Here is an 18,901-nt window from a genome sequence, read left to right as displayed (position 1 = left end):
CGCTTCGTGTTGCCCCGTCATGTGGGCGCGAGCTTGCCTCGGGCGGCCCGGTGCGGCGCTCACGGGCATTTACCAGTCCTCTTCCGTCGTGGCCGTCTGCACGTCCACCAGCAGTGCGCCGCTGGTGCGGTGGCTTGCGGGGTCGACGACGATCAGCGCGCCGCCGACGCGGTTGTCCTTGAACGGTTCGACTGGCAGCTCGTGCTGCACTTCCATCTGCACGCGGCCGATGGTGTTGACAGGCAGTTCGTGGGCGTCCTGCGGCTGTAGCGTGTTGATGTCCAGCACCGACTCGATGGCTGAGATGCGCGCCTGCACCCAGCGGTTGCCGTGGCGCACCCAGTACTTGCGGCCGGGCTTGGCGGCTTCGGTGTCCAGCCAGGCCAGCGTGGCCGGGAAGGTCTTGGTCTGCGAGGCCGAGCCGGGCGTGACGATCCAGTCGCCGCGGCTCACATCCAGCTGGCGGTCCAGCACCAGGCCGGCCGAGTCGCCGGCGGCGGCACTGTTCACCGTCTCGCCGGCCAGGCGCACTTCGGCGACAACGGCGGTCTGCTTGGACGGCAGGACCTCGATGGTGTCGCCGGCCTTCACGGCGCCGTGGGCGATGCGGCCCCACAGCACGCGCGGCTGCACGCCGGTGCCCTTGGACTGGTAGGCGTCCTTCTGCACGTACTGCACGGGCAGCGACAGCGGCGCGTCGGTGCGCTCGCTGCTGGTGGGCAGGCGTTCCAGCACCTGCAGCAGGCTCTCGCCGTTCCACCACGGCGCATCCAGCGGCTGCGTCACGTTGTCGCCGCGCAGCGCGCTGACGGGCACCGTGGCGGCCACGTTCAGGCCGGCGGCAGCGGCGAACTTGTCGAGCGCCGTCTTGACCTTGGCGAAGCCGGCGCCAGCGTCGTCCAGCGCGTCAATCTTGTTGACGGCGAAGACGATGCTGGGCACACGCAGCAGCTGGGCCAGCAGCGAGTGGCGGCGCGTCTGCGGCAGCAGCGTGACCTCGGCTTCGTTCAGGTCCAGCTTGGTGATGTCGACCAGCACGACGGCGGCGTCGCTGCCGGCGGCGGCCGTGACCATGTTGCGCGTGTACTGCTCATGGCCGGGGGCGTCGGCAATGATGAACTTGCGTGTCTTGGTCGCGAAGTAGCGGTAGGCCACGTCGATGGTGATGCCCTGCTCGCGCTCGGCCTCCAACCCATCGGTTAGCAGGCTCAGGTCGATGGGCCGGCCGGCGGCGCGGCGCTCCAACGTGTCGAGCTGGTCGGCGAGGATGGCCTGGCCGTCGAACAGCAGGCGGCCGATCAGCGTGCTCTTGCCGTCGTCGACAGACCCGGCGGTCAGGAATCGCAACGCTTTCATTAGAAGTAGCCCTCTTTCTTGCGCTTCTCCATCGAAGCTTCGCTGGTGCGGTCGTCCATGCGCGTGGCGCCGCGTTCGCTGACGGTGACGGTCAGCGTCTCGGCCACGACCTCGCTCGCATTCGCAGCGGGGCTCTCGACCGGGCAGGTGCAGGTCATGTCGCCCACGGTGCGGAAGCGCACCTGGACGGTCTCGACGGTCTCGCCGGCCTCGGGCGGCGTCACGTCGGTCAGCGGCACCAGCAGGCCCTTGCGGCGAATGACCTGGCGCTCGTGCGCGTAGTACATCGGTGGCAGCGGAATGTTCTCGCGGGCGATGTAGAGCCACACGTCCAGCTCGGTCCAGTTGCTGATGGGGAAGCAGCGGAAGTGTTCGCCCGGGCGGATGCGCGTGTTGAACAGCGTCCATAGCTCGGGGCGTTGCTCCTTGGGCTGCCATTGTCCGAAGCTGTCGCGATGGCTGAAGATGCGCTCCTTGGCACGCGCCTTCTCCTCGTCGCGGCGGGCGCCGCCGATGAGGGCGTCGAACTTGTGCTCCTCGATGGTCTCCAGCAGCGTCACAGTCTGGTGGCCGTTGCGGCTCTCCAGCGGGTGGGCGAGGCGGATGGTGCCTTTGGCCATGCTGTCTTCGAGGTGTCCGACGATCAGGCGCTCACCCATGTCGGCGACGCGCTGGTCACGGAAGGTGATGACCTCCGGGAAGTTGTGGCCCGTGTCGATGTGCACCAGTGGGAAGGGCAGCGAGCCCGAGTAGCCGCTCGGGTGCGCGGCGTTCTTCATCTTGAAGGCCTTCTCGGCCAGGCGCAGTACGACGCAGGAGTCCTTGCCGCCGGAGAACAGCAGCGCGGGGCGCTCGAAGCTCGCAGCCACCTCGCGCAGGATGAAGATGGCCTCTTCTTCCAGCGCATCCAGGTGCGCGTGGTCGACGTCGGCGATGAGTTGTTCGGGTTTCACAGCAGCGTTCATGATTTGGCGTGGAGACCGCATTCCTTGGTGGAGTCCTCCCACCACCAGCGACCGGCGCGGAAGTCTTCTCCCACAGCAATGGCGCGCGTGCAGGGCGCGCAGCCGATGCTGGGCATGAACTGATCATGCAGCGGGTTGTAGGGGACGGCGTACTTCTCGACGTAGGCCCAGACTTCAGCCCAGGTCCAGTCGGCGATGGGGCTGATCTTGCGGCGTCCATTGCCGTCGTCTTCGTCGAAGGCCACGTCGCCGCGGGCGCCCGATTGCTCGCGGCGCAGCCCCGTGATCCAGGCCGTGTGGCCCTTCAGCATGCGGCCAAGCGGCTCCATCTTGCGCACGCCGCAGCAGGCCTTGCGCAGCGAGATGCTCTTGTACATCGCGTCATCGCCCTCCTTGCGGACGAACTGGATGACGGCGTCGGCCACGGGCGTGAACACTTCGACCTCGACCCCGTAGCGTGCCTTGATCTGCGGCAGCAGGCCCAGCGTCTGGGCGTGCAGCTTGCCGGTGTCCAGCGTCGAGATGTGGACGGGCAGGCCCGTGCGCGAGATCAGGTCGGTGATGACCATGTCCTCGACGCCCAGGCTGCTGCTCTGCACCAGGCCGTCGCCGTGCGCGATGTTGGCGTCGCGCAGGCGTTGCAGCGCAGCCTCGATCTTGGCGTCCAGTGCCGGCGTCCATTTGGCGTAGAGACCGATGGCATTGCCCGAGGCCGGCGCCGCCGCCCAGGGCAGGGCGCTGCTCTCGCTCATGCGGCGCTCCTCAGGAACCACGGGCGTGTCTCCGCCACGTCGCCCTGATAGAAGCCCACCGGCGCGAACAGGTCCAGCGCCTTCTGCGCGACGGCGGGGTTCTGGTCACCGCGCAGGATGACCTCATCGAAGCCGGTGCGTGCGAGCAGCTGCATCATGTCGACGAGCACTTCGCCGCGGGCGCGGATGGCGCCGGTGAACTTGTGGCGGATGCGCAGGATGTGGGCCTGGCTGTAGGCACGGCCGTCGGTCCACTTCGGGAACTCCAGCACGACGAGGGCGATGCGGTGCAGGTGCGGTGCCAGTTCGTCGATGTCGCGGTCGTTCGGTAACTCGATGCCGACCTTCACGTCGTGCGGCCAGTGGTCTTTCACGGCATGCCATTGCTCCAGCGTGAGCAGGCGGTTGGGTGCGGGATCGGGATCGGGCTTGGGGCCGTCTTCGCCGATGGCGTGCTTCCAGGCGCAGGTAGTGGCGTTGATGAACTTCATGACGTGATCAGGCCTTGGCGGTGGACGTGCGAACGGCGTTGGCCGCGGTCTTGAACGGCTCCAGGCCCAGGCGCTTCACTGCGTCGATGAAGTGCTCGCCGGCCAGGCGTTCGCGCTTGAAGGTGTCGATGACGGCGTCGATAGCGTCCGCGATCTCGTCGGCCGCGAAGCTCGGGCCGATGACCTTGCCGGCCACGGTGCCGCCGGCGAGCTTCGTGCCGTCGCCGCCGCCGAGTGTGAGCTGATACCACTCGGTGCCGTCCTTGTCGACGCCGAGGATGCCGATGTGGCCGCTGTGGTGGTGGCCGCAGCTGTTGATGCAGCCGCTGATGTGCAGGTCGATCTCGCCGAGGTCTTCGAGCTCGTCCGGGTCCTGGTAGCGCTCCGCGATGGCGGCGGCCAGCGGCAGCGAGCGGGCGTTGGCCAGCGCGCAGTAGTCGCCGCCGGGGCAGGCGATCTGGTCGGTCAGCAGGCCGGCGTTAGCGGTCGCGAAGCCGGCGGCGCGCGCGGCCTGGAACAGCTCGGGCAGGTCGGCGGCCTTCACCCAGGGCAGCACGAGGTTCTGGCGGTGCGTCACGCGCAGCTCGCCGTGGCTGAACTGGTCGGCCAGAGCGGCGGCGGTGTCCATCACATCGGCCGACGTGTCGCCGGGCGGGATACCGACGCGCTTGAGGCTCAGCGTGACGGCGCGGTAGCCGGACACGCGGTGGCCGTGCACGTTGCGCTGCAGCCAGCGGCCGAATTGCGGGTCCAGGGCGGTGTTGCCAGCGTCGAGCGCCGGCTCGGCGGCCGCGGCGACCCCGGCCGGGTCGACGAAGCTGGCCTTCACGCGGTCCAGCTCGGCCTGCGGAATGATCTGCTCGTGCCCGGACGGGTCGTCGGCGAGGATGCGGGCGAACTCCTCGTTGACCGCATCGAAGAACTTCTGGCCTTCGGCCTTGACGAGGATCTTGATGCGGGCCTTGTAGAGGTTGTCGCGCCGACCGGCGAGGTTGTAGCAGCGCACGATGGCCTCGAGGTAGACGAGGATGTGCTGCCACGGCACGAAGGCGTTGATCTCCACGCCGGGAATAGGCGTGCGGCCCATGCCACCGCCGACGAAGACCTGGAAGCCCACGTCGCCGGACGCGTTCTTCTTCAGCTGCAGGCCGATGTCATGCCAGCCGATGGCCGCGCGGTCTTCGGCCGCGCCGCTGATCGCAATCTTGAACTTGCGCGGCAGGTGGGCGAACTCGGGGTGCAGCGTGCTCCACTGCCGCAGGATCTCGCAGTAGGGCCGCGGGTCGACGAGCTCGTCTGGCGCGATGCCGGCGAAGGCGTCGCTGGTGATGTTGCGGATGCAGTTGCCGCTGGTCTGGATGCCGTGCATGTCGACCTCGGCCAGCAGGTCCATCACGTCGGCGCTCTTGTCGAGCGGGATCCAGTTGTACTGGGCGTTCTGGCGCGTCGTGAAGTGCGCATAGCCGCCCTGGCCCTTGAAGGGACCGTCCTGCACGACGTCGTACTCGCGGGCGATGCGGGCCAGCTGGCGCAGCTGGCGGCTGCTCAGTTCGCCGTACGGCACGGCCACGCGCAGCATCGGCGCATGGCGCTGGATGTACCAGCCATTCTGCAGTCGCAGCGCACGGAACTCGTCGGTGCCAAGCTGGCCGGCGAGATGGCGTTCGAGCTGGTCGCGGTACTGCGCGGCACGGGCGCGGACGAAGCGGCGGTCGAAGTCGGTGTACTGGTACATCGATGAGGTCTTTTAGTGAATCACTTTCCAGCCGGCCATCAGCAGCGACGCGCACAGCAGGCTGCGCACGATGCCGTCCGGCAGGCGGCGGGTCAGTTGGGCGCCCAGCCAGATGCCGGGCAGGGATCCGATGAGCAGGGAACCGAGCAGCGCCCAGTCCACGTTGCCGAGGCTGGCATGGCCGACGCCGGCGACGAAGGTCAGCGGCACGGCATGCGCGATGTCGGTGCCGACGATGTCGCGGGCACGCATGCGGGGATGGATGAGCAGGATCAGCGTTGCGCCAATGGCCCCGGCGCCGATCGACGACAGCGACACCAGCACGCCCAGGAGCAGGCCCAGCGCGATGAGCAGCATCGGCTTGCGGCTCTCGGGAATCCAGCGCTCCAGCCGCAGGCCCAGCGGCTGCCAGCTCTGCTTGAAGGCCACGACGACGGCCGTCAGCAGCAGTGCGATGCCCAGCGAGAACGTCAGCGTCGACGCCCAGCCCTTGGTGATGCCGGTTTGGTGCATCCACGCGATGGTGGCGATGGACGCCGGGATGGAGCCACTGAGCATGCGGCGCACGATGGCCCAGTTGACGTGACCATGGCGCGCATGCGCCACCGAGCCGCTGACCTTGGTGAGCGAGGCAAACCACAGGTCCGTGCCGATGGCCACGGCGGGGTTCAGCTTGAAGACGGAAAGGAGCAACGGCGTCATCAGAGAGCCGCCACCCACGCCGGTGATGCCGACGATGAGTCCGACGCCCAAGCCACTTGCAATCGCGATTCCGTCCAGCACCCTGTGCGCTCCCAGGGCAGCCCCATGCCACCCGAGGGCGCGACTCTAGGGAATGTTGCGCTGCGGCAGAACTATTTAATTTTTCGGGCTATATGCCCGAGCCGAATAAGCAACTTCAATTTGTGGCGAGATGCCGCAGTGTGGCGACCTGCTCGGTGATGCGTGGCGGCACCGGTTCGGTGCCATCCAGCATGGCTCGGATGAGCGCGGCGTTCTCGGCCGGGGCACAGGCAGGCGACAGCGGCCAGTCCAGGTCCGCGGTGTCGGCCGGGTGCAGCGGCGCCATGGCGCCATCTTGAAAGCCGATCAGATGCGCCTTGCGCCGCAGGTGGGCGTAGGCCTCCCCTTCGCTGGCGCGCATCAGCAGCGCCCGGCCGCCGCCGGCCGTCAGTCCCGGCAGCGTGTCGGACATGCTGTCGAGGTATTCCGGGTGCGTCACCGCGACGACGCGCACAGCGCGACCCGGCGGGAAGGGATCCAGTAGCTTGGCCAGGCTGTGGCTGCTGTTGCGCAGCCCCATGCGGGGCCGCAGTGCCATCAAGGCGTTCAACCCAGGGTTCAGCATTTGCAAAGGCAGCACGGCCAGGCGAGTCGCGGCCAGCCGCGCTTCGGCGTCGGCCAGCGTCGGGCTTGCCGGCAGGCCGAGGGCGTCCAGCAGCTCGAACGGGCTGATGCGGCTGTCGAAGTCGTGCCGGCCGAACACCAGTACCGGCACGCCCTCGCGCGCCAGCAGCAGCGCGACCAGCGGCATCAGGTTGGCCTGCTTGCGCGCGCCGTTGAAGCTGGGCAGCAGCACGGTGCGGGTGCCGTCGGGCGCCGCCAGACGTGCCGTGCGCGCCTGCATGGCCGCGAGGAAGCCGGCCAACTCGTCCGCGCTCTCGCCCTTGACGCGCAGCGCGACCAGCAGTGCGCCCAGCTCCAGGTCGGGCACCCGGCCGTCCAGCATGTCGCCGAACAGCCGCTCGGCCTGCTCGCGGCTCAGGTCCCGCGCGCCACGAGTGCCGCGGCCGACTTCCTTGATCAATGGGGCGTAGTCCATGGTGGCAGTGTAGGAATGATGGCGCGTGAGCAGGCGGGCTCAGCCTGCACTGCCGACCCATCGGGTGGAAACCTGAGCCGCGGAGAAGTCGGAATTTTTCCCGTCGCGATGCGCTGGCCATCGCCCCGCGCAGCTGTCCGAGGGCGCTGCTGAGCGCTGATACTGCCTCCATGCCCCACCTGAAACCCAAGACGCTGTACATCACCCTCGGCACGTTGATGGTGGGCCTGGTGGCCCTGGTCTACGGCGTGCTGCTGTTGCATGAACTCTCGCGCAGCGACGCGTTGATGCTGCAGCAGGCCGGCGCGGCGGCGCGGCGCATCGGGCGGGAGGCGGCGGCGGTCGTGGAGGCCGAATTGCGACCGGCGCGCGTCAGCGTCGGCCTGCTGGCCGGCGGGCCGCTGGTGCGGGCCGGCAGCGAGGCCGAGCGGATGGCCACGATGCCGCAACTGGTCGCGCTCTTGCGAGGCAATGCGTCGGTGTCGGCGGTCTACGTCGGCACGTCGGGTGGTTCGTTCATGCTGCTGCGCCGCCTGGACGACGCCGCGGCCCGCGCCCGGATGGATGCGCCCGCCGAGGCCGCTTTTGCGCTGCAGAGCGTGGAACGTGAAGGCGTCGCTACGCCGCGGGGCAGCTACCGCTTCTACGACGCCGGGCTGCGCGAGATCCAGCATCGCGAACGGCCGGACTATGTCTTCGACCCGCGCACGCGCCCCTGGTACGAACTGGCACAGCGGGCGGGCGACGGGCGGTCCGTGCAGTCCGAGCCCTATCTGTTCTTCACGACGCGCGAGCCTGGCGTCACGCTGGCCGAGGCGCATGGCGGCAACGTCGTGGGGGCCGACGTAAGCCTGTCGGCGCTGGGCGCGATGCTCAAGCGCCCGCAGATCAGCCGCTCGGCGGAACTGCTCATCGCCACGGCGGGCGGCGAACTGCTGGCCGAGGCAGGTCAGGGGCGTGACCCGCTGTCCGGTGCCGTCAGGCGGTTGCCGAAGGTCGGTGAATCGGCGTCACCGTTGATGCGCGCACTCTGGGCCCGGCGCGACGGCCAGGGTGCGCTGGCGCCGGTGCAGGAGGTCGGCGGCCGCGAGTGGGTCGTGCATGCGCTGCCGCTGGCGGCGGTGTCGGACCCCGGCGTGGTGGCCGGCGCGCCGTTGACGCTGCTGATGGCGTCGCCCCGGGACGAACTGCAGGCCTTCCAGATCCAGAGCCGCCGGCACGGCTTCTACATCTCGCTGGGGTTGATGCTGCTGCTGCTGCCGCTGGTGCACGTGCTGGCCAATCGCGTGTCCAGGCCGCTGCGCGAGCTGGCCCGCCAGGCCGAGGCCATCCATCACTTCGAGTTTGGCGGGCCGGACCCGCGCGGCAGCCTCATCCGCGAGGTCGACCGGCTGGCCGTGTCGATGACGGCGATGAAGCATTCGCTGCGCCATTTCCTGGACATCAGCACCGCGTTGAGTGCCGAGCGTGACTTCGACAAGCTGCTGGACCTGATCCTGCGGGAGACGATTGCCGTGTCCGGGGCCAGCGGAGGGGCTGTGCATCTGTTGTCTGACGACGGTGCACAGCTGCGGCCGGCCGCGACGCGGCTGCTGGGGCAGTCGGCACCGCGCGCGGGGATGGTATGGGACGTGGGCGCCGCAGACAGCCTGGGCGCGCCGGCGCAGGCGCTGCGCGCCGATGCGCCGGTGGAGGTGGACCTGAGCTGGAGCGACCCGGCCCACCTGAAGGCCTACGAGCCGCTGTTTGCCGGCCTAAGCGCAGCGCGGATGCGGCTGCTGTCGCTGCCGCTGAAGAACCGGCTGAGCGAGACCATCGGCACGCTGACGCTGTCCTTCCCGCTGCCGGACCAGGGCACTGCGCAGTCGCTGGGCGGTGCACGGGTGGCTTTCGTGCGCGCCCTGTCGGGCACGGCGGCGCTGGCCATCGACAACCAGCTGCTGCTGCGTGCCCGCAAGGAGCTGCTGGAGAGCTTCATCCAGCTCGTGGCCGGCGCCATCGATGCGAAGAGCCCCTACACCGGCGGCCATTGCTTGCGGGTGCCCGAGCTCACGCGCATGCTGGCCCAGGCGGCCTGCGATGCCACGTCCGGGCCCTTTGCGTCGTTCGCGATGAACGAGGAGGAGTGGGAGGCCTTGCACATCGCGTCCTGGCTGCACGACTGCGGCAAGGTCACGACGCCGGAGTACGTCGTCGACAAGGCGACGAAGCTGGAGACGCGCTACAACCGCATCCACGAGATCCGCACGCGCTTCGAGGTGCTCAAGCGCGACGTGCTGATCGAGCGGCTGGAGGCGCAGCTGGGTGCCGCGGGCAGCGCGCTGGCCCGGGCCGAGGCGGCGCCTGCCCAGGCGGCGCTGGATGACGAATTCGCTTTCGTGGCCGAGTGCAATCTGGGTGGCGAGTCCCTCGGGACGGAACGGCTGGCGCGGCTTCGCGAGATCGGCATGCGCCGCTGGCAGCGCACTCTCGACGACAGCCTGGGGCTGTCCCCCGACGAGTTGGGCCGCCTGCGCCGCCCACGGCCGGTCCTGCCCGCGCAGGAGCTGCTGCTGGCCGACAAGCCGGAGCATGTGCTGCCGCGCCCGGCCGGCGAGACGCTGCCCGAGGACAACCGCTGGGGCTTCCGCATCGGCCAGCCGGAGCACCTCTACCACCAGGGCGAACTGCACAACCTGACGGTGTCGCGCGGTACGCTGACCGAAGAGGAGCGCTACAAGATCAACGAGCACATCGTGCAGACGATCAAGATGCTGGAGGAGCTGCCCTTCCCGCGTCATCTGAAGAGCGTGCCGGAGATTGCCGGTGGCCACCACGAGCGCATGGATGGCCGGGGCTATCCGCGCCAGTTGCGGGGTGAGCAGATGAGCCTGCAGGCGCGCATGATGGCGATCGCCGACGTCTTCGAGGCGCTGACGGCCAGCGACCGGCCGTACAAGGCGGGCAAGCTTCTGTCCGAGGCATTGACTCTGATGCAGCGCATGGCCCGCGAGGGTCATCTCGACCCCGAGCTGTTCGACTTGTTCCTGCAGTCGGGCGTGTGCCTGGCTTATGCGCAGCGCTTCATGGCGGCCGGCCAGATCGACGTGGCGGAAGTGACCGCCTACCGGCGCTGATCGGAGCTCTCACGCTGCCTGGAGATTGGCGGTCAGGCCCAGCTCGCTGAACAGATCCTTGGGGTCGGCCATCGTCGGGATCAGGTCCACCGGGGCGCCAAGGCCTAGCTGCCGGCTGAGCTCGTTCAGCAGCCGCAGCGCGGAAAAGTCCTCCAACGCGAATCCGACCGAGTCAAACACGGTGACCTGGGCCAGCGATTCGCGCCCCGGCGCCTGGCCGGTCAATACGCGCCAAAACTCGGTGACCTGGAAATCGGCCGGCATCTGCTGCACATCGCCTTCCAGGCGTGATTGCGGCTCGTATTCGACGACGACGTGGGCACCGTGCAGCACGCCGGGGTGCAGTTCGGTCTTGCCCGGGCAGTCGCCACCGACGCCGTTGATGTGCATGCCGGGCTCGATCATGGCCGGCGTTAGGACGGCGGCGTTGGCCTTGTCGGCCGTCACGGTGGTGACGATGTCGGCGCCGCGGACGGCCTCTGCGGTCGACGCGCAGATGGTGAGCGCGAGGCCCGGCGTGCCGCGCAGGTGACGCACGAGCTTGGCGGTGGCGGCGGGGTCGATGTCGAACAGCCGGAGTTCGCGGATGCCCAGCAGGTGGTGGAAGGCCAGCGCCTGGAACTCGCTCTGCGCGCCGTTGCCGATCAGCGCCATCACGCGGCTGTCAGGCCGCGCCAGACGTTTGGCCACCATGACGGACGTGGCGGCGGTGCGCAGCGCGGTCGTCAGCGTCAACTCGGACAGCAGAACGGGCGAGCCGGTGGCCACGTCGGCGAGCACGCCAAACGCCATCACGGTCGGCAGGCCGACGCGGTGGTTTTTGGGGTGGCCGTTGACGTACTTGAAGCTGTAGTGAGATGCGTCGGCGATGGGCATCAGCTCGATGACGCCGTCAGCCGAATGCGCGGCGACGCGCGGCGTCTTGGCGAATTCGGGCCAGCGGGCGTAGTCGGCCTCGAGCGTGCCGACGAGCCGGCGCAGTAAATCGGGCAGGCCGACGCGTTGCACGAGGCGGGCGATGTCCTGGGTGGTCAGCAGCGTGGTCATGGCGGGCTCCGGGCGCTAGGTGAGAAGGATTCTTCCGGGAGGCTCCGCCAGGCAGAAGCGCAAATCCTGGCAAGTTTTGCGTTGTCATTTGCCAAAACGTCAGACATCGCTGACGATATGTCCAAGATGGACGCGCTCGATCAAAAGCTGCTCGCTTTGCTGCGCACCGACGCCCGTGCCAGTGTCGCGATGCTGGCGGCCAAGCTGAAGGTGTCGCGCGGGACGGTCACCAACCGCATCGCTCGGCTGGAGGACAGCGGCGTCATCACCGGCTACACGGTGAGGCTGCGGCCCGACGCGGTGCCCGATCAGATCACCGCCTGGATGAGCATCACGGTGGAGGGCAACCGCACGCGCGAGGTCGTCGCCATGCTGCTGGGCGAACCGGGCATCACAGGCCTGTTCGACACCAACGGCCGCTGGGACCTTCTGGCCGAGATCCGCAGCAGCAGCCTGCAGGAGCTGGCCGACGTGCTGGAGCGCGTGCGGCTCATCAAGGGCATCGCCAGCACCGAAACTTCCATTCACTTGCAGAGTTACAAGTTGGGCTGACGCCGCCCGCCGGGGATCGTGCCGCGCGTCACGGACGCGTGGGGCGGCGGCATTGCGGAATCAACCTTGGCCTGCCTAGCATGTTGTTTGCACGGCAACCGGGGCACGCCATGTCGATTTCTTCAGGCACTTCTTCGACGCGGCGCAGCGCTCGCTCGCTACTGGGCGACCGTGTACTGCTGATCGCCGTGGTCACCGCCGCGGTGGCTGCGCTGGCCCTGGGTTTCAGCCGCCAGCAGGGCGGCCTGTCGCTGGTCGTGAGCGCGGTACTTCTCGGCGTGTGCGGCGTGGGCCGCGTGACGCTGCCATCGAAAGGACTTCGCTATGTCTACACGTTCGCGCTGGTGGGCCTCGTGGCGCTGCACATCCAGCTTGCGGGCGGGCAGATCGAATATCACTTCGGCGTCTTCGTCGTGCTGGCTTTCCTGCTGGTTTACCTGGACTGGACGGTGATCGTTTTTGGCGCCGCGCTGTTCGCGGTTCACCATGTCCTGTTCGACCGTCTTCAGGCGGCAGGCCTGGGCCTGTTCTGCACGACGCAGGCGGACTTCAGCCGCATCGTTCTGCATGCGGTGTACGTCGTGATCCAGGCGGGTCTGGAGGTCCTCCTCGCAGTGAACATGCGGCGGTCCGCGCTGGAAGGTGAGGAGCTGGTGGCACTGGTGGCGGACGTCGAGGCCGATGGCCGCATCCGTCTGCACCTGCGCGGCCACCGGGCCGACAGCGAAGGCGGCCAGGCGCTGCTGGCCCTGCTGGCACGGATGGAGACTGCGGTGTCGGCCGTGCGCCAGGGGGCCACGGGCGTGGAAGTGGCCAGTGCAGAGATCGCGGATGGCAACCAGGACCTGAGCCAGCGCACCGAGCAGACGGCGGCCAACCTGCAGCGTACGTACAGCAGCATGATGAGCCTGACCGACACGGTGCAGCAGGCCGCGGCCAACGCCCGTGAGGCCAACCAGTTGGCGCGGGAGGCCAGCGTCATCGCCATGCAGGGCGGCGAGGTGGTGGGCCAGGTGGTGAGCACCATGACGGGCATCAATGAGAGCTCGCGTCGCATCGGGGACATCATCGGCGTCATTGACGGCATCGCCTTCCAGACCAACATCCTCGCGCTGAATGCCGCGGTGGAAGCCGCGCGGGCGGGCGAACAGGGCCGCGGCTTCGCCGTCGTTGCCAGCGAGGTGCGCAGCCTGGCGCAGCGTTCGGCCGAGGCCGCCAAGGAGATCAAGAGCCTGATCGGCACCAGCGTCGAGCGCGTGGAGCAGGGGTCCACGCTGGTGGCTCGTGCCGGTTCGACGATGGAAGAACTGGTCGGTAGCATTCGCCGCGTGACGGACATCATGGGCGAGATCAGCGCGGCCAGCGAGCAGCAGGCCCTCGGTGTGGCCGAGGTGGGTGGTGCGGTCCGGGAGATGGACCAGGCCACGCAGCAGAACGCCGCATTGGTGGAGCAGGTGTCCGCGGCGGCGACGAGCCTGCGCGATCAGGCACAGTCGCTGGTTCAGACCATGGCCGTGTTCGAGGATGCGTCGGCGCGCCGCTGACGTTGGCTGTCACCTGCGAAGGGGTCGGCACCCCCCGGGGTTCCGTGTCGCCGGTGCGAACGGCCGCTCGGCGCAGCTGAGATGATGCGGTCCATGCTCCGTGGTCTATTTCATGTCGCTGCCGCGACGCTGGTGCTGGCCTTGTCCGCCTGCGCCTTCAGCCCTTCACCTCCGCCCCCGCCCGTCGCGCCAACCCCGGTGGCGGAGCCCCCCGTCGTGGTGCCCAAGCCTCCACTCAGGCCGCCCCGCGTGGGCCTGGCGCTGGGGGGAGGTGCGGCGCGGGGCTTTGCGCACATCGGCGTCATCCAGGTGCTGGAGGAGAACGGCATCAAGGTCGATCTCGTCGCCGGCACGTCGGCGGGCAGCCTGGTGGCGTCGCTCTATGCGTCCGGCAAGGGCGGCAAGGAGATGCAGGCGCTGGCCGAGGGCATGGACGAGGGCGCCATCACCGACTGGTCGTTCCCGCTGCGGGGCCTCATCCGTGGCGAGGCGCTGGCGCGCTTCATCCGCGACAAGACCGGCGGCAAGGGCATCGAGCAGATGGTGCTGCCGCTGGGCATCGTCGCGACGGACCTGTCCGACGGTTCGCCTATCCTGTTCCGCAGCGGCGACACAGGTACGGCGGTGCGCGCGTCCAGCGCGGTGCCGGCGGTGTTCCAGCCGGTCAAGATCGGTCAGCGCGAGTATGTGGACGGCGGCCTGGTGTCGCCGGTGCCGGTGCGCTTCGCGCGCGAGATGGGCGCGCAGCTGGTCATCGCGGTGGACATCACGTCACCGCCCGAGAAGGACCCGCCGGGCGACGCCTTCCGCATGCTGATGCAGACGTTTTCCATCATGGGCCGCAGCATCAACAGCTTCGAGCTGCGCGACGCCGACGTGCTGGTGCGCCCCCGGCTGGACGGCGTGGCCAGCTCGGACTTCACCGCGCGTCGCCGGGCCATCCAGGCCGGCCGCGACGCGGCGCTGGCCGTGCTGCCGCTGATCCGACAGCGTATCGTCGAGAAGACGCGCTAGCAGCCCGATCATGGACACCGAGGTCCCGCTCTTTCCGCTGCGCACGGTGCTGTTCCCCGGTGGCTGGCTGCCGCTACGCATCTTCGAGCCGCGCTACCTCGACATGGTGCAGCGCTGCCATGCGCAGGGGCAGGCGTTCGGCGTCGTTGCGCTGACCGAAGGCCGCGAGGTGCGGCAGCGCGACGGCGACGGCTTCAGGGCCGAAGCCTTCCATGAGGTCGGCACGCTGGCGCGCATTGAGCACTTCGAGCGTGAGCAGCCGGGGTTGCTGCACATTCGTACGCGCGGCACGCAGCGCTTCAGGCTTCAATCCTCGCGCTGCCTGAGCCACGGGCTTTGGGTTGGCCGGCTCGAGTTGCTGCCGGACGATGCTGCCATCCCGGTGCCGGACGACCTGGCGCTCGCCGCGCAACAGCTGCAGGATCTCACCCGCGAATGGCGGGGCCGCGCCGACGCGCAGGACCTGCCACTGCAGCCGCCGCACCACTGGGACGACGCCGGCTGGTTGGCCAATCGTTGGGCCGAACTGCTGCCGATGCCGCTGGTGGAGCGCCAGCGGCTGATGGCTATGGACAACCCGCTGCTGCGGCTGGAGCTGGTGGTGGACCGGCTGGACGCGATCAGCCGTTGAGCCAGGCGGTCAGCGCGGCGATCACCTCGGCCTTCTCGGGCTCGTTGAAGATCTCGTGGAAGAGCGCCGGCCAGGGCCGGGTCGCGACGACGTTGGCCGGCGCCGCGGCCGCGAAGGCCTCGCTGCCGCGCGGGGCGACGCAGCGGTCGGCGCCCGCCCACATCAACAGTGTCGGCACGGTCCAGTGCGACGCGGCATGGATGGCGGCGGCTCCGCCGTCCACGATGAAGCGCGTCAGCCGCGCGGTGATTCGGTCATGGTTCAGCGGGTCGGCCGTGTAGGCGGCGACGACTGCCGGGTCGCGACTGACCCAGTCGGGCTTCAGCCCGTTGCTGACAGCCAGGCCCGGCGCCAGGCGGCCCGCCACGGCCAGGGCCAGCTTCTGCAGGCCGTTGAGGCCCGCGTCCAGCGCCGGCGACGACAGCACCAGCCCGTCCAGCGGCCGGCTCCACGCGGCTGGGCGGGCGCTGACGCCCTCGGCCGTGAAGCGCGCCGCCACCGCGCCGCCCATGCTGTGCCCCATCAACACGAAGCGCTGGCCGGGCCGGCGCACGGCGTCGATGACGCGGGCCGTGTCGCGCAGCAAGGCGTCGGCATCGGGGATATCGCCGCGCGGGCCCTCGCTGCGGCCGTGGCCGCGGTGGTCCCACGCGTGCACCTCCCAGCCGGCGGCGTTCAGCGCGGCGGCCACGTGGCCGTAGCGCCCGCCGTGCTCGCCCAGCCCGTGCACCAGCAGCAACTGGCCGCGCTGCGCCTGGGTGATGTGCGTGATGGGCCAGTGGTGGGTGTGCAGGCGCAAGCCGTCGTCGGTGATGATGGTCATGAGCGGAGGTCCCCCGTGTGCGGGCACGAGGTTATCCGCTCTGAGCGTCACTGGAAGGTGATGCGGGCACCGATGCGGTATTGCCTGCCCAGCACGTCGAACAGCGCGGGGTTGACGCCGTAGCTCGTGTTGGTGGAGGGCGCTGCCGGTGGGGCGACGTCGGTGAGGTTGTCGATCTTGAAGTACAGGCTCAGGTTCTTGTTGAGCTTGTAGGTGCCGCCGAGGTCCCAGTACAGCGCGCCCTTCATCTGGTTGTTGTCAATGGTCTGGTGGATGGGGGTGGACACCGGGCAGTTGGTCTGGCACTCGATGTACTCCTTGCTGTAGACACCGTCGCTGATCCAGCGCTGGCTGACGGTGAAGCTCAGGTTGTCGTTCTCCCAGGTTTCGGTGAACTGCGTCTTCCACTTCGGCGTGTTGCCCAGGTTGACCCCGGCGCTTTCGACCGGGATGGTGCCCACGACGCCGGAGTCGGTCAGGAAGCTCTTCGTGTACGTCGCCAAGCCGCGCAACGTGACCTTGCCCGGCAGGTTGATGCCGGACAGGCCGAAGCGGTAGAGGGCCTCCAGGTCGACGCCCTTGTTGCGCATCTTGGCGAGGTTGAAGGCCTGCAGCGTCACGTACTTGACCGGGCTCACGAGGTCCATCGCCGCACAGAAGGTCTGGTTGCCGGCCACGCACAGGTCGACTTCCTGCTGGATCGAGAACGTGGAGATGACGTCCTTGACCTTGATGTCGAAGTAGTCGATGGAGGCGCTGAACCCCGGCGCCCAGCTCGGCTGCGACAGCGTCACGCCCAGCACGGTGTTGTTGGCCAGTTCGGGCTTGAGCCTGGTGTTGCCGACGGTGCGCTGCTGAGCCGTGAACGTGCTGCCCTGGTAGTTGACGTTCTGGTTGATGACGACCGGTGCGGCGAACAGCTCGGAGAGATTGGGCGCGCGGACGTCGCGCGACGTCACGGCGCGCAACCGCAGACCGTCGATGCCGGTCTTCCAAGTCGAGCCGACCTTCCAGCTGTTGATGCCGCCGGCGGTGCTGTATTCGGTGTGGCGAGCGGCGACGTTCAGGTTGGCGTCGCCCAGGCTCGCGGATTTGAACAGCGGCATGTTCACTTCAGCGAAGCCCTCGTCGACGGTGTAGGCGCCGGAGGCCGCGTGGTAGTTGCCGGCGAACCAGTTGTTGCCGACGGTGGTGTTGAGCACCGGATCGGCCGGGTATTGCGGCGTGTTCGGCGTGGCGGGATAGACGCCGTTGCCATAGGGGTCGCCCGTCACCCAGTAGCCTTCCTTGCGGCTTTCGGCGCCGAAGGCGACGGCCACGGGGCCCGCCCAGTTCGAGAAGGGCTGCGCATTGAAGTTGACGCTGGCCACTGTCTGCCGCTGGCGCGACAGCTGCTGCGGTCCGTTGGCAGGGAAGACGTAGGCGATCGCCGCCGGGTCCTGCTTGACGTCGCCAATGATGTTGAGCGGCACGCAGCCCGAAGCCTGGGCCGCGGCGCTACGGCAGACGATGCGGCCGTCCGAGGCGCGCACCGCATCGATGGCGGCGTTGTAGCGCGGGTTGAGCATCATGTTCGCGACATCGATCTGGATGTCGTTGATGCCATGCTCGACATAGCCGTCGTACGACCAGGTCGTTGCGCCGACGTTGAACTTGCCGTTGGATCCGATCACGAAGCGCTTCTGCTCCCGCACGGGCTTCACCTCGATGTCCTTCTCGACGCCGCCATTGGCCGTGCCGAACTGGAAGCTGGTGATCTTGTTGTCCCCGCAGGCCGTGACGATGGACGCCGGCAGGAACGGGTTGTCGCACTGGATGGTCAGGTTGGCGTTCTTGGCAGCGCCCGGGTTGGGATTGAAGCGCGCGTTGACCCTGGCGAGGTTGACCGTGAAGTACAGCTCGGCGTCGTCGTTGAGGTCGAAGCTGCCGCGGGTGTAGAGGACCTCGCGCTTGAGGTCCATGCCCATGGACGTGCCGCCGCCTACGGTGCCGGTGAGGTCGCCGCCGACGCAGAACGGTGTGATGCAGTTCGTCACGGCGCCCGTGCCGGTGGGCACGCCATTGGAGCCGTAGTTGAACTTGTACGGCACGCCGTCTTTGCCGAAGGCGGTGCCCTGCAGCGGGCCGTTGGTGATGAGACCGAACTTGGAGTACTGGAACTGCTGTGCGTTGCGGATGTCGTAGATCTGGGGCTTGCCGTCGGTCGTGCTGCCGAGGGTGCGGACCTGGAAGGCGGGGTTCTGGAACCAGGTGCGACCATTGGCACCTGCGCCGCCGAAGCGCGGCGACGGGACGCCCTTCTCGCGCACGAACTCGGCGCTGACCGTCAGGTGGGCGCGGTCGTTCAGGAAACCACGCCCCCAGGCCGCCTGCAGCGTCGCGTTCTTGTCGTCGCCATAGTTGGTCTGGCCGCCCTCGACGTTGGCCTTGAAGCCGTTGAAGCGCTTGTCGGTGATGAAGTTGACGACGCCGCCCACGGCGTCAGAGCCGTACGACGCGCCGGCGCCACCGGTCACCACGTCGACTTGCGTGATGAGGAGCTGCGGGAACTGGCTGACGTCGGTCACGCCGGTGACGTTCGCAGGCACGACACGCTGACCGTCGAGCAGCGTCAACGTGCGGATGGGGCTCAGGCCCCGCAGGCTCAGCGAGCTCAGGCCCTGCACGCCGCTGCTGGTGCTGAAGGTGGAAGTCGTGCGGCCGGTACTGCCCTGCAGCGCAGGCAGTTCGATCAGCGTGTTGAACAGATTGGGCTGCGCGGCCTTCTCCAGGTCGGCCGCATTCAGCCGCGTGGTGGGTGTGGGCTGCGTGAAGCCGCGCTGCGAGATGCGCGAGCCGGTGACGACGACGGTGTTCAGCACGTTGCCCTCGCTGTTTGCGGAGGCTTCCTGCTGCTGCGCTGGCGCGGCGGCTGGGGCAGTGTCTGCCGTCTGCGCCTGGGCCGACAGCGCGAGGCTGGCACAGGCGCCAAGGGCGGCCAGGTGGATCAGGGTGGGGTGACCGGGAAAGTGCATCGATGTCTCCTGATGGCGGCGTGCGCGCAGCCTGTGGTG

15 protein-coding genes are annotated in these 18,901 nt (G+C 68.6%); 5 read left to right on the top strand and 10 right to left on the bottom strand.

Annotated elements, in window-relative coordinates:
- Window positions 1–69: 69 nt before the first annotated feature.
- The 7 genes from LXT13_RS08980 to ybiB form a co-directional block, all read right to left on the bottom strand.
- Window positions 70–1,356, bottom strand: coding sequence for a sulfate adenylyltransferase subunit 1 (locus tag LXT13_RS08980; RefSeq protein WP_233371570.1), 1,287 nt, complete (start codon window positions 1,354–1,356; stop codon window positions 70–72).
- Window positions 1,356–2,321, bottom strand: a complete 966-nt coding sequence (gene cysD, locus LXT13_RS08975; RefSeq protein ID WP_233371567.1) for a sulfate adenylyltransferase subunit CysD — start codon at window positions 2,319–2,321, stop codon at window positions 1,356–1,358. Before cysD ends, LXT13_RS08980 begins: the two co-directional genes overlap by 1 nt.
- Window positions 2,318–3,073 (bottom strand): phosphoadenylyl-sulfate reductase, encoded by a 756-nt coding sequence (locus LXT13_RS08970; protein WP_233371566.1) that lies wholly within the window; start codon window positions 3,071–3,073, stop codon window positions 2,318–2,320. Before LXT13_RS08970 ends, cysD begins: the two co-directional genes overlap by 4 nt.
- On the bottom strand, window positions 3,070–3,564 hold the full coding sequence (locus LXT13_RS08965; protein ID WP_233371564.1) for a DUF934 domain-containing protein: 495 nt from the start codon (window positions 3,562–3,564) through the stop codon (window positions 3,070–3,072). Before LXT13_RS08965 ends, LXT13_RS08970 begins: the two co-directional genes overlap by 4 nt.
- Before the next feature lie 7 nt (window positions 3,565–3,571).
- A complete protein-coding gene (locus LXT13_RS08960; protein WP_233371562.1) occupies window positions 3,572–5,299 on the bottom strand; it encodes a nitrite/sulfite reductase in 1,728 nt (575 codons plus the stop codon).
- A 12-nt stretch (window positions 5,300–5,311) separates the two neighbouring features.
- Window positions 5,312–6,082: a sulfite exporter TauE/SafE family protein gene (locus LXT13_RS08955; protein WP_349254829.1), complete on the bottom strand. Its 771-nt coding sequence runs from the start codon at window positions 6,080–6,082 to the stop codon at window positions 5,312–5,314.
- A gap of 115 nt (window positions 6,083–6,197) precedes the next feature.
- Window positions 6,198–7,121 carry a DNA-binding protein YbiB gene (gene ybiB, locus LXT13_RS08950; RefSeq protein ID WP_233371559.1) on the bottom strand — a complete coding sequence of 308 codons (924 nt, stop codon included), beginning with the start codon at window positions 7,119–7,121 and terminating at the stop codon, window positions 6,198–6,200.
- Between the two features lie 170 nt (window positions 7,122–7,291).
- Here ybiB and LXT13_RS08945 point away from each other — a divergent pair, with 170 nt between their 5' ends.
- Complete coding sequence (locus LXT13_RS08945; protein ID WP_233371557.1) at window positions 7,292–10,237, top strand: HD domain-containing phosphohydrolase; 2,946 nt, start codon at window positions 7,292–7,294, stop codon at window positions 10,235–10,237.
- A 9-nt stretch (window positions 10,238–10,246) separates the two neighbouring features.
- On the opposite strand, the gene LXT13_RS08940 is transcribed toward LXT13_RS08945, so the two are convergent.
- Window positions 10,247–11,284: an ornithine cyclodeaminase gene (locus LXT13_RS08940; RefSeq protein ID WP_233371555.1), complete on the bottom strand. Its 1,038-nt coding sequence runs from the start codon at window positions 11,282–11,284 to the stop codon at window positions 10,247–10,249.
- Window positions 11,285–11,410: 126 nt separating this feature from the next.
- On the opposite strand from LXT13_RS08940, the gene LXT13_RS08935 reads away from it, so the two are divergent.
- The 4 genes from LXT13_RS08935 to LXT13_RS08920 all read left to right on the top strand — a co-directional run bounded on the left by LXT13_RS08935 (window position 11,411) and on the right by LXT13_RS08920 (window position 15,025).
- Window positions 11,411–11,836: an Lrp/AsnC family transcriptional regulator gene (locus tag LXT13_RS08935; RefSeq protein WP_233371990.1), complete on the top strand. Its 426-nt coding sequence runs from the start codon at window positions 11,411–11,413 to the stop codon at window positions 11,834–11,836.
- Between the two features lie 110 nt (window positions 11,837–11,946).
- Window positions 11,947–13,380 carry a methyl-accepting chemotaxis protein gene (locus LXT13_RS28660; protein ID WP_304622806.1) on the top strand — a complete coding sequence of 478 codons (1,434 nt, stop codon included), beginning with the start codon at window positions 11,947–11,949 and terminating at the stop codon, window positions 13,378–13,380.
- 93 nt (window positions 13,381–13,473) lie between these two features.
- Window positions 13,474–14,394, top strand: a complete 921-nt coding sequence (locus LXT13_RS08925) for a patatin-like phospholipase family protein (RefSeq protein WP_233371553.1) — start codon at window positions 13,474–13,476, stop codon at window positions 14,392–14,394.
- A gap of 10 nt (window positions 14,395–14,404) precedes the next feature.
- Window positions 14,405–15,025 (top strand): LON peptidase substrate-binding domain-containing protein, encoded by a 621-nt coding sequence (locus LXT13_RS08920; protein WP_233371551.1) that lies wholly within the window; start codon window positions 14,405–14,407, stop codon window positions 15,023–15,025.
- Here LXT13_RS08920 and LXT13_RS08915 read toward each other — a convergent pair.
- The gene (locus tag LXT13_RS08915) at window positions 15,015–15,848 is read right to left on the bottom strand and encodes an alpha/beta hydrolase (protein ID WP_233371549.1); all 834 of its coding nucleotides are present in this window, start codon (window positions 15,846–15,848) and stop codon (window positions 15,015–15,017) included. The two genes, LXT13_RS08920 and LXT13_RS08915, sit on opposite strands and share 11 nt — an antisense overlap.
- Window positions 15,849–15,895: 47 nt before the next feature.
- Window positions 15,896–18,862, bottom strand: coding sequence for a TonB-dependent receptor plug domain-containing protein (locus LXT13_RS08910; RefSeq protein ID WP_233371547.1), 2,967 nt, complete (start codon window positions 18,860–18,862; stop codon window positions 15,896–15,898).
- Window positions 18,863–18,901 lie beyond the last annotated feature (39 nt).

This window comes from Pelomonas cellulosilytica (assembly GCF_021353265.1).
Classification (GTDB): domain Bacteria; phylum Pseudomonadota; class Gammaproteobacteria; order Burkholderiales; family Burkholderiaceae_C; genus Pelomonas; species Pelomonas cellulosilytica.
Note: the sequence above shows the minus strand (reverse complement) of the source record. Positions and strands in the feature narration are given on the sequence as shown.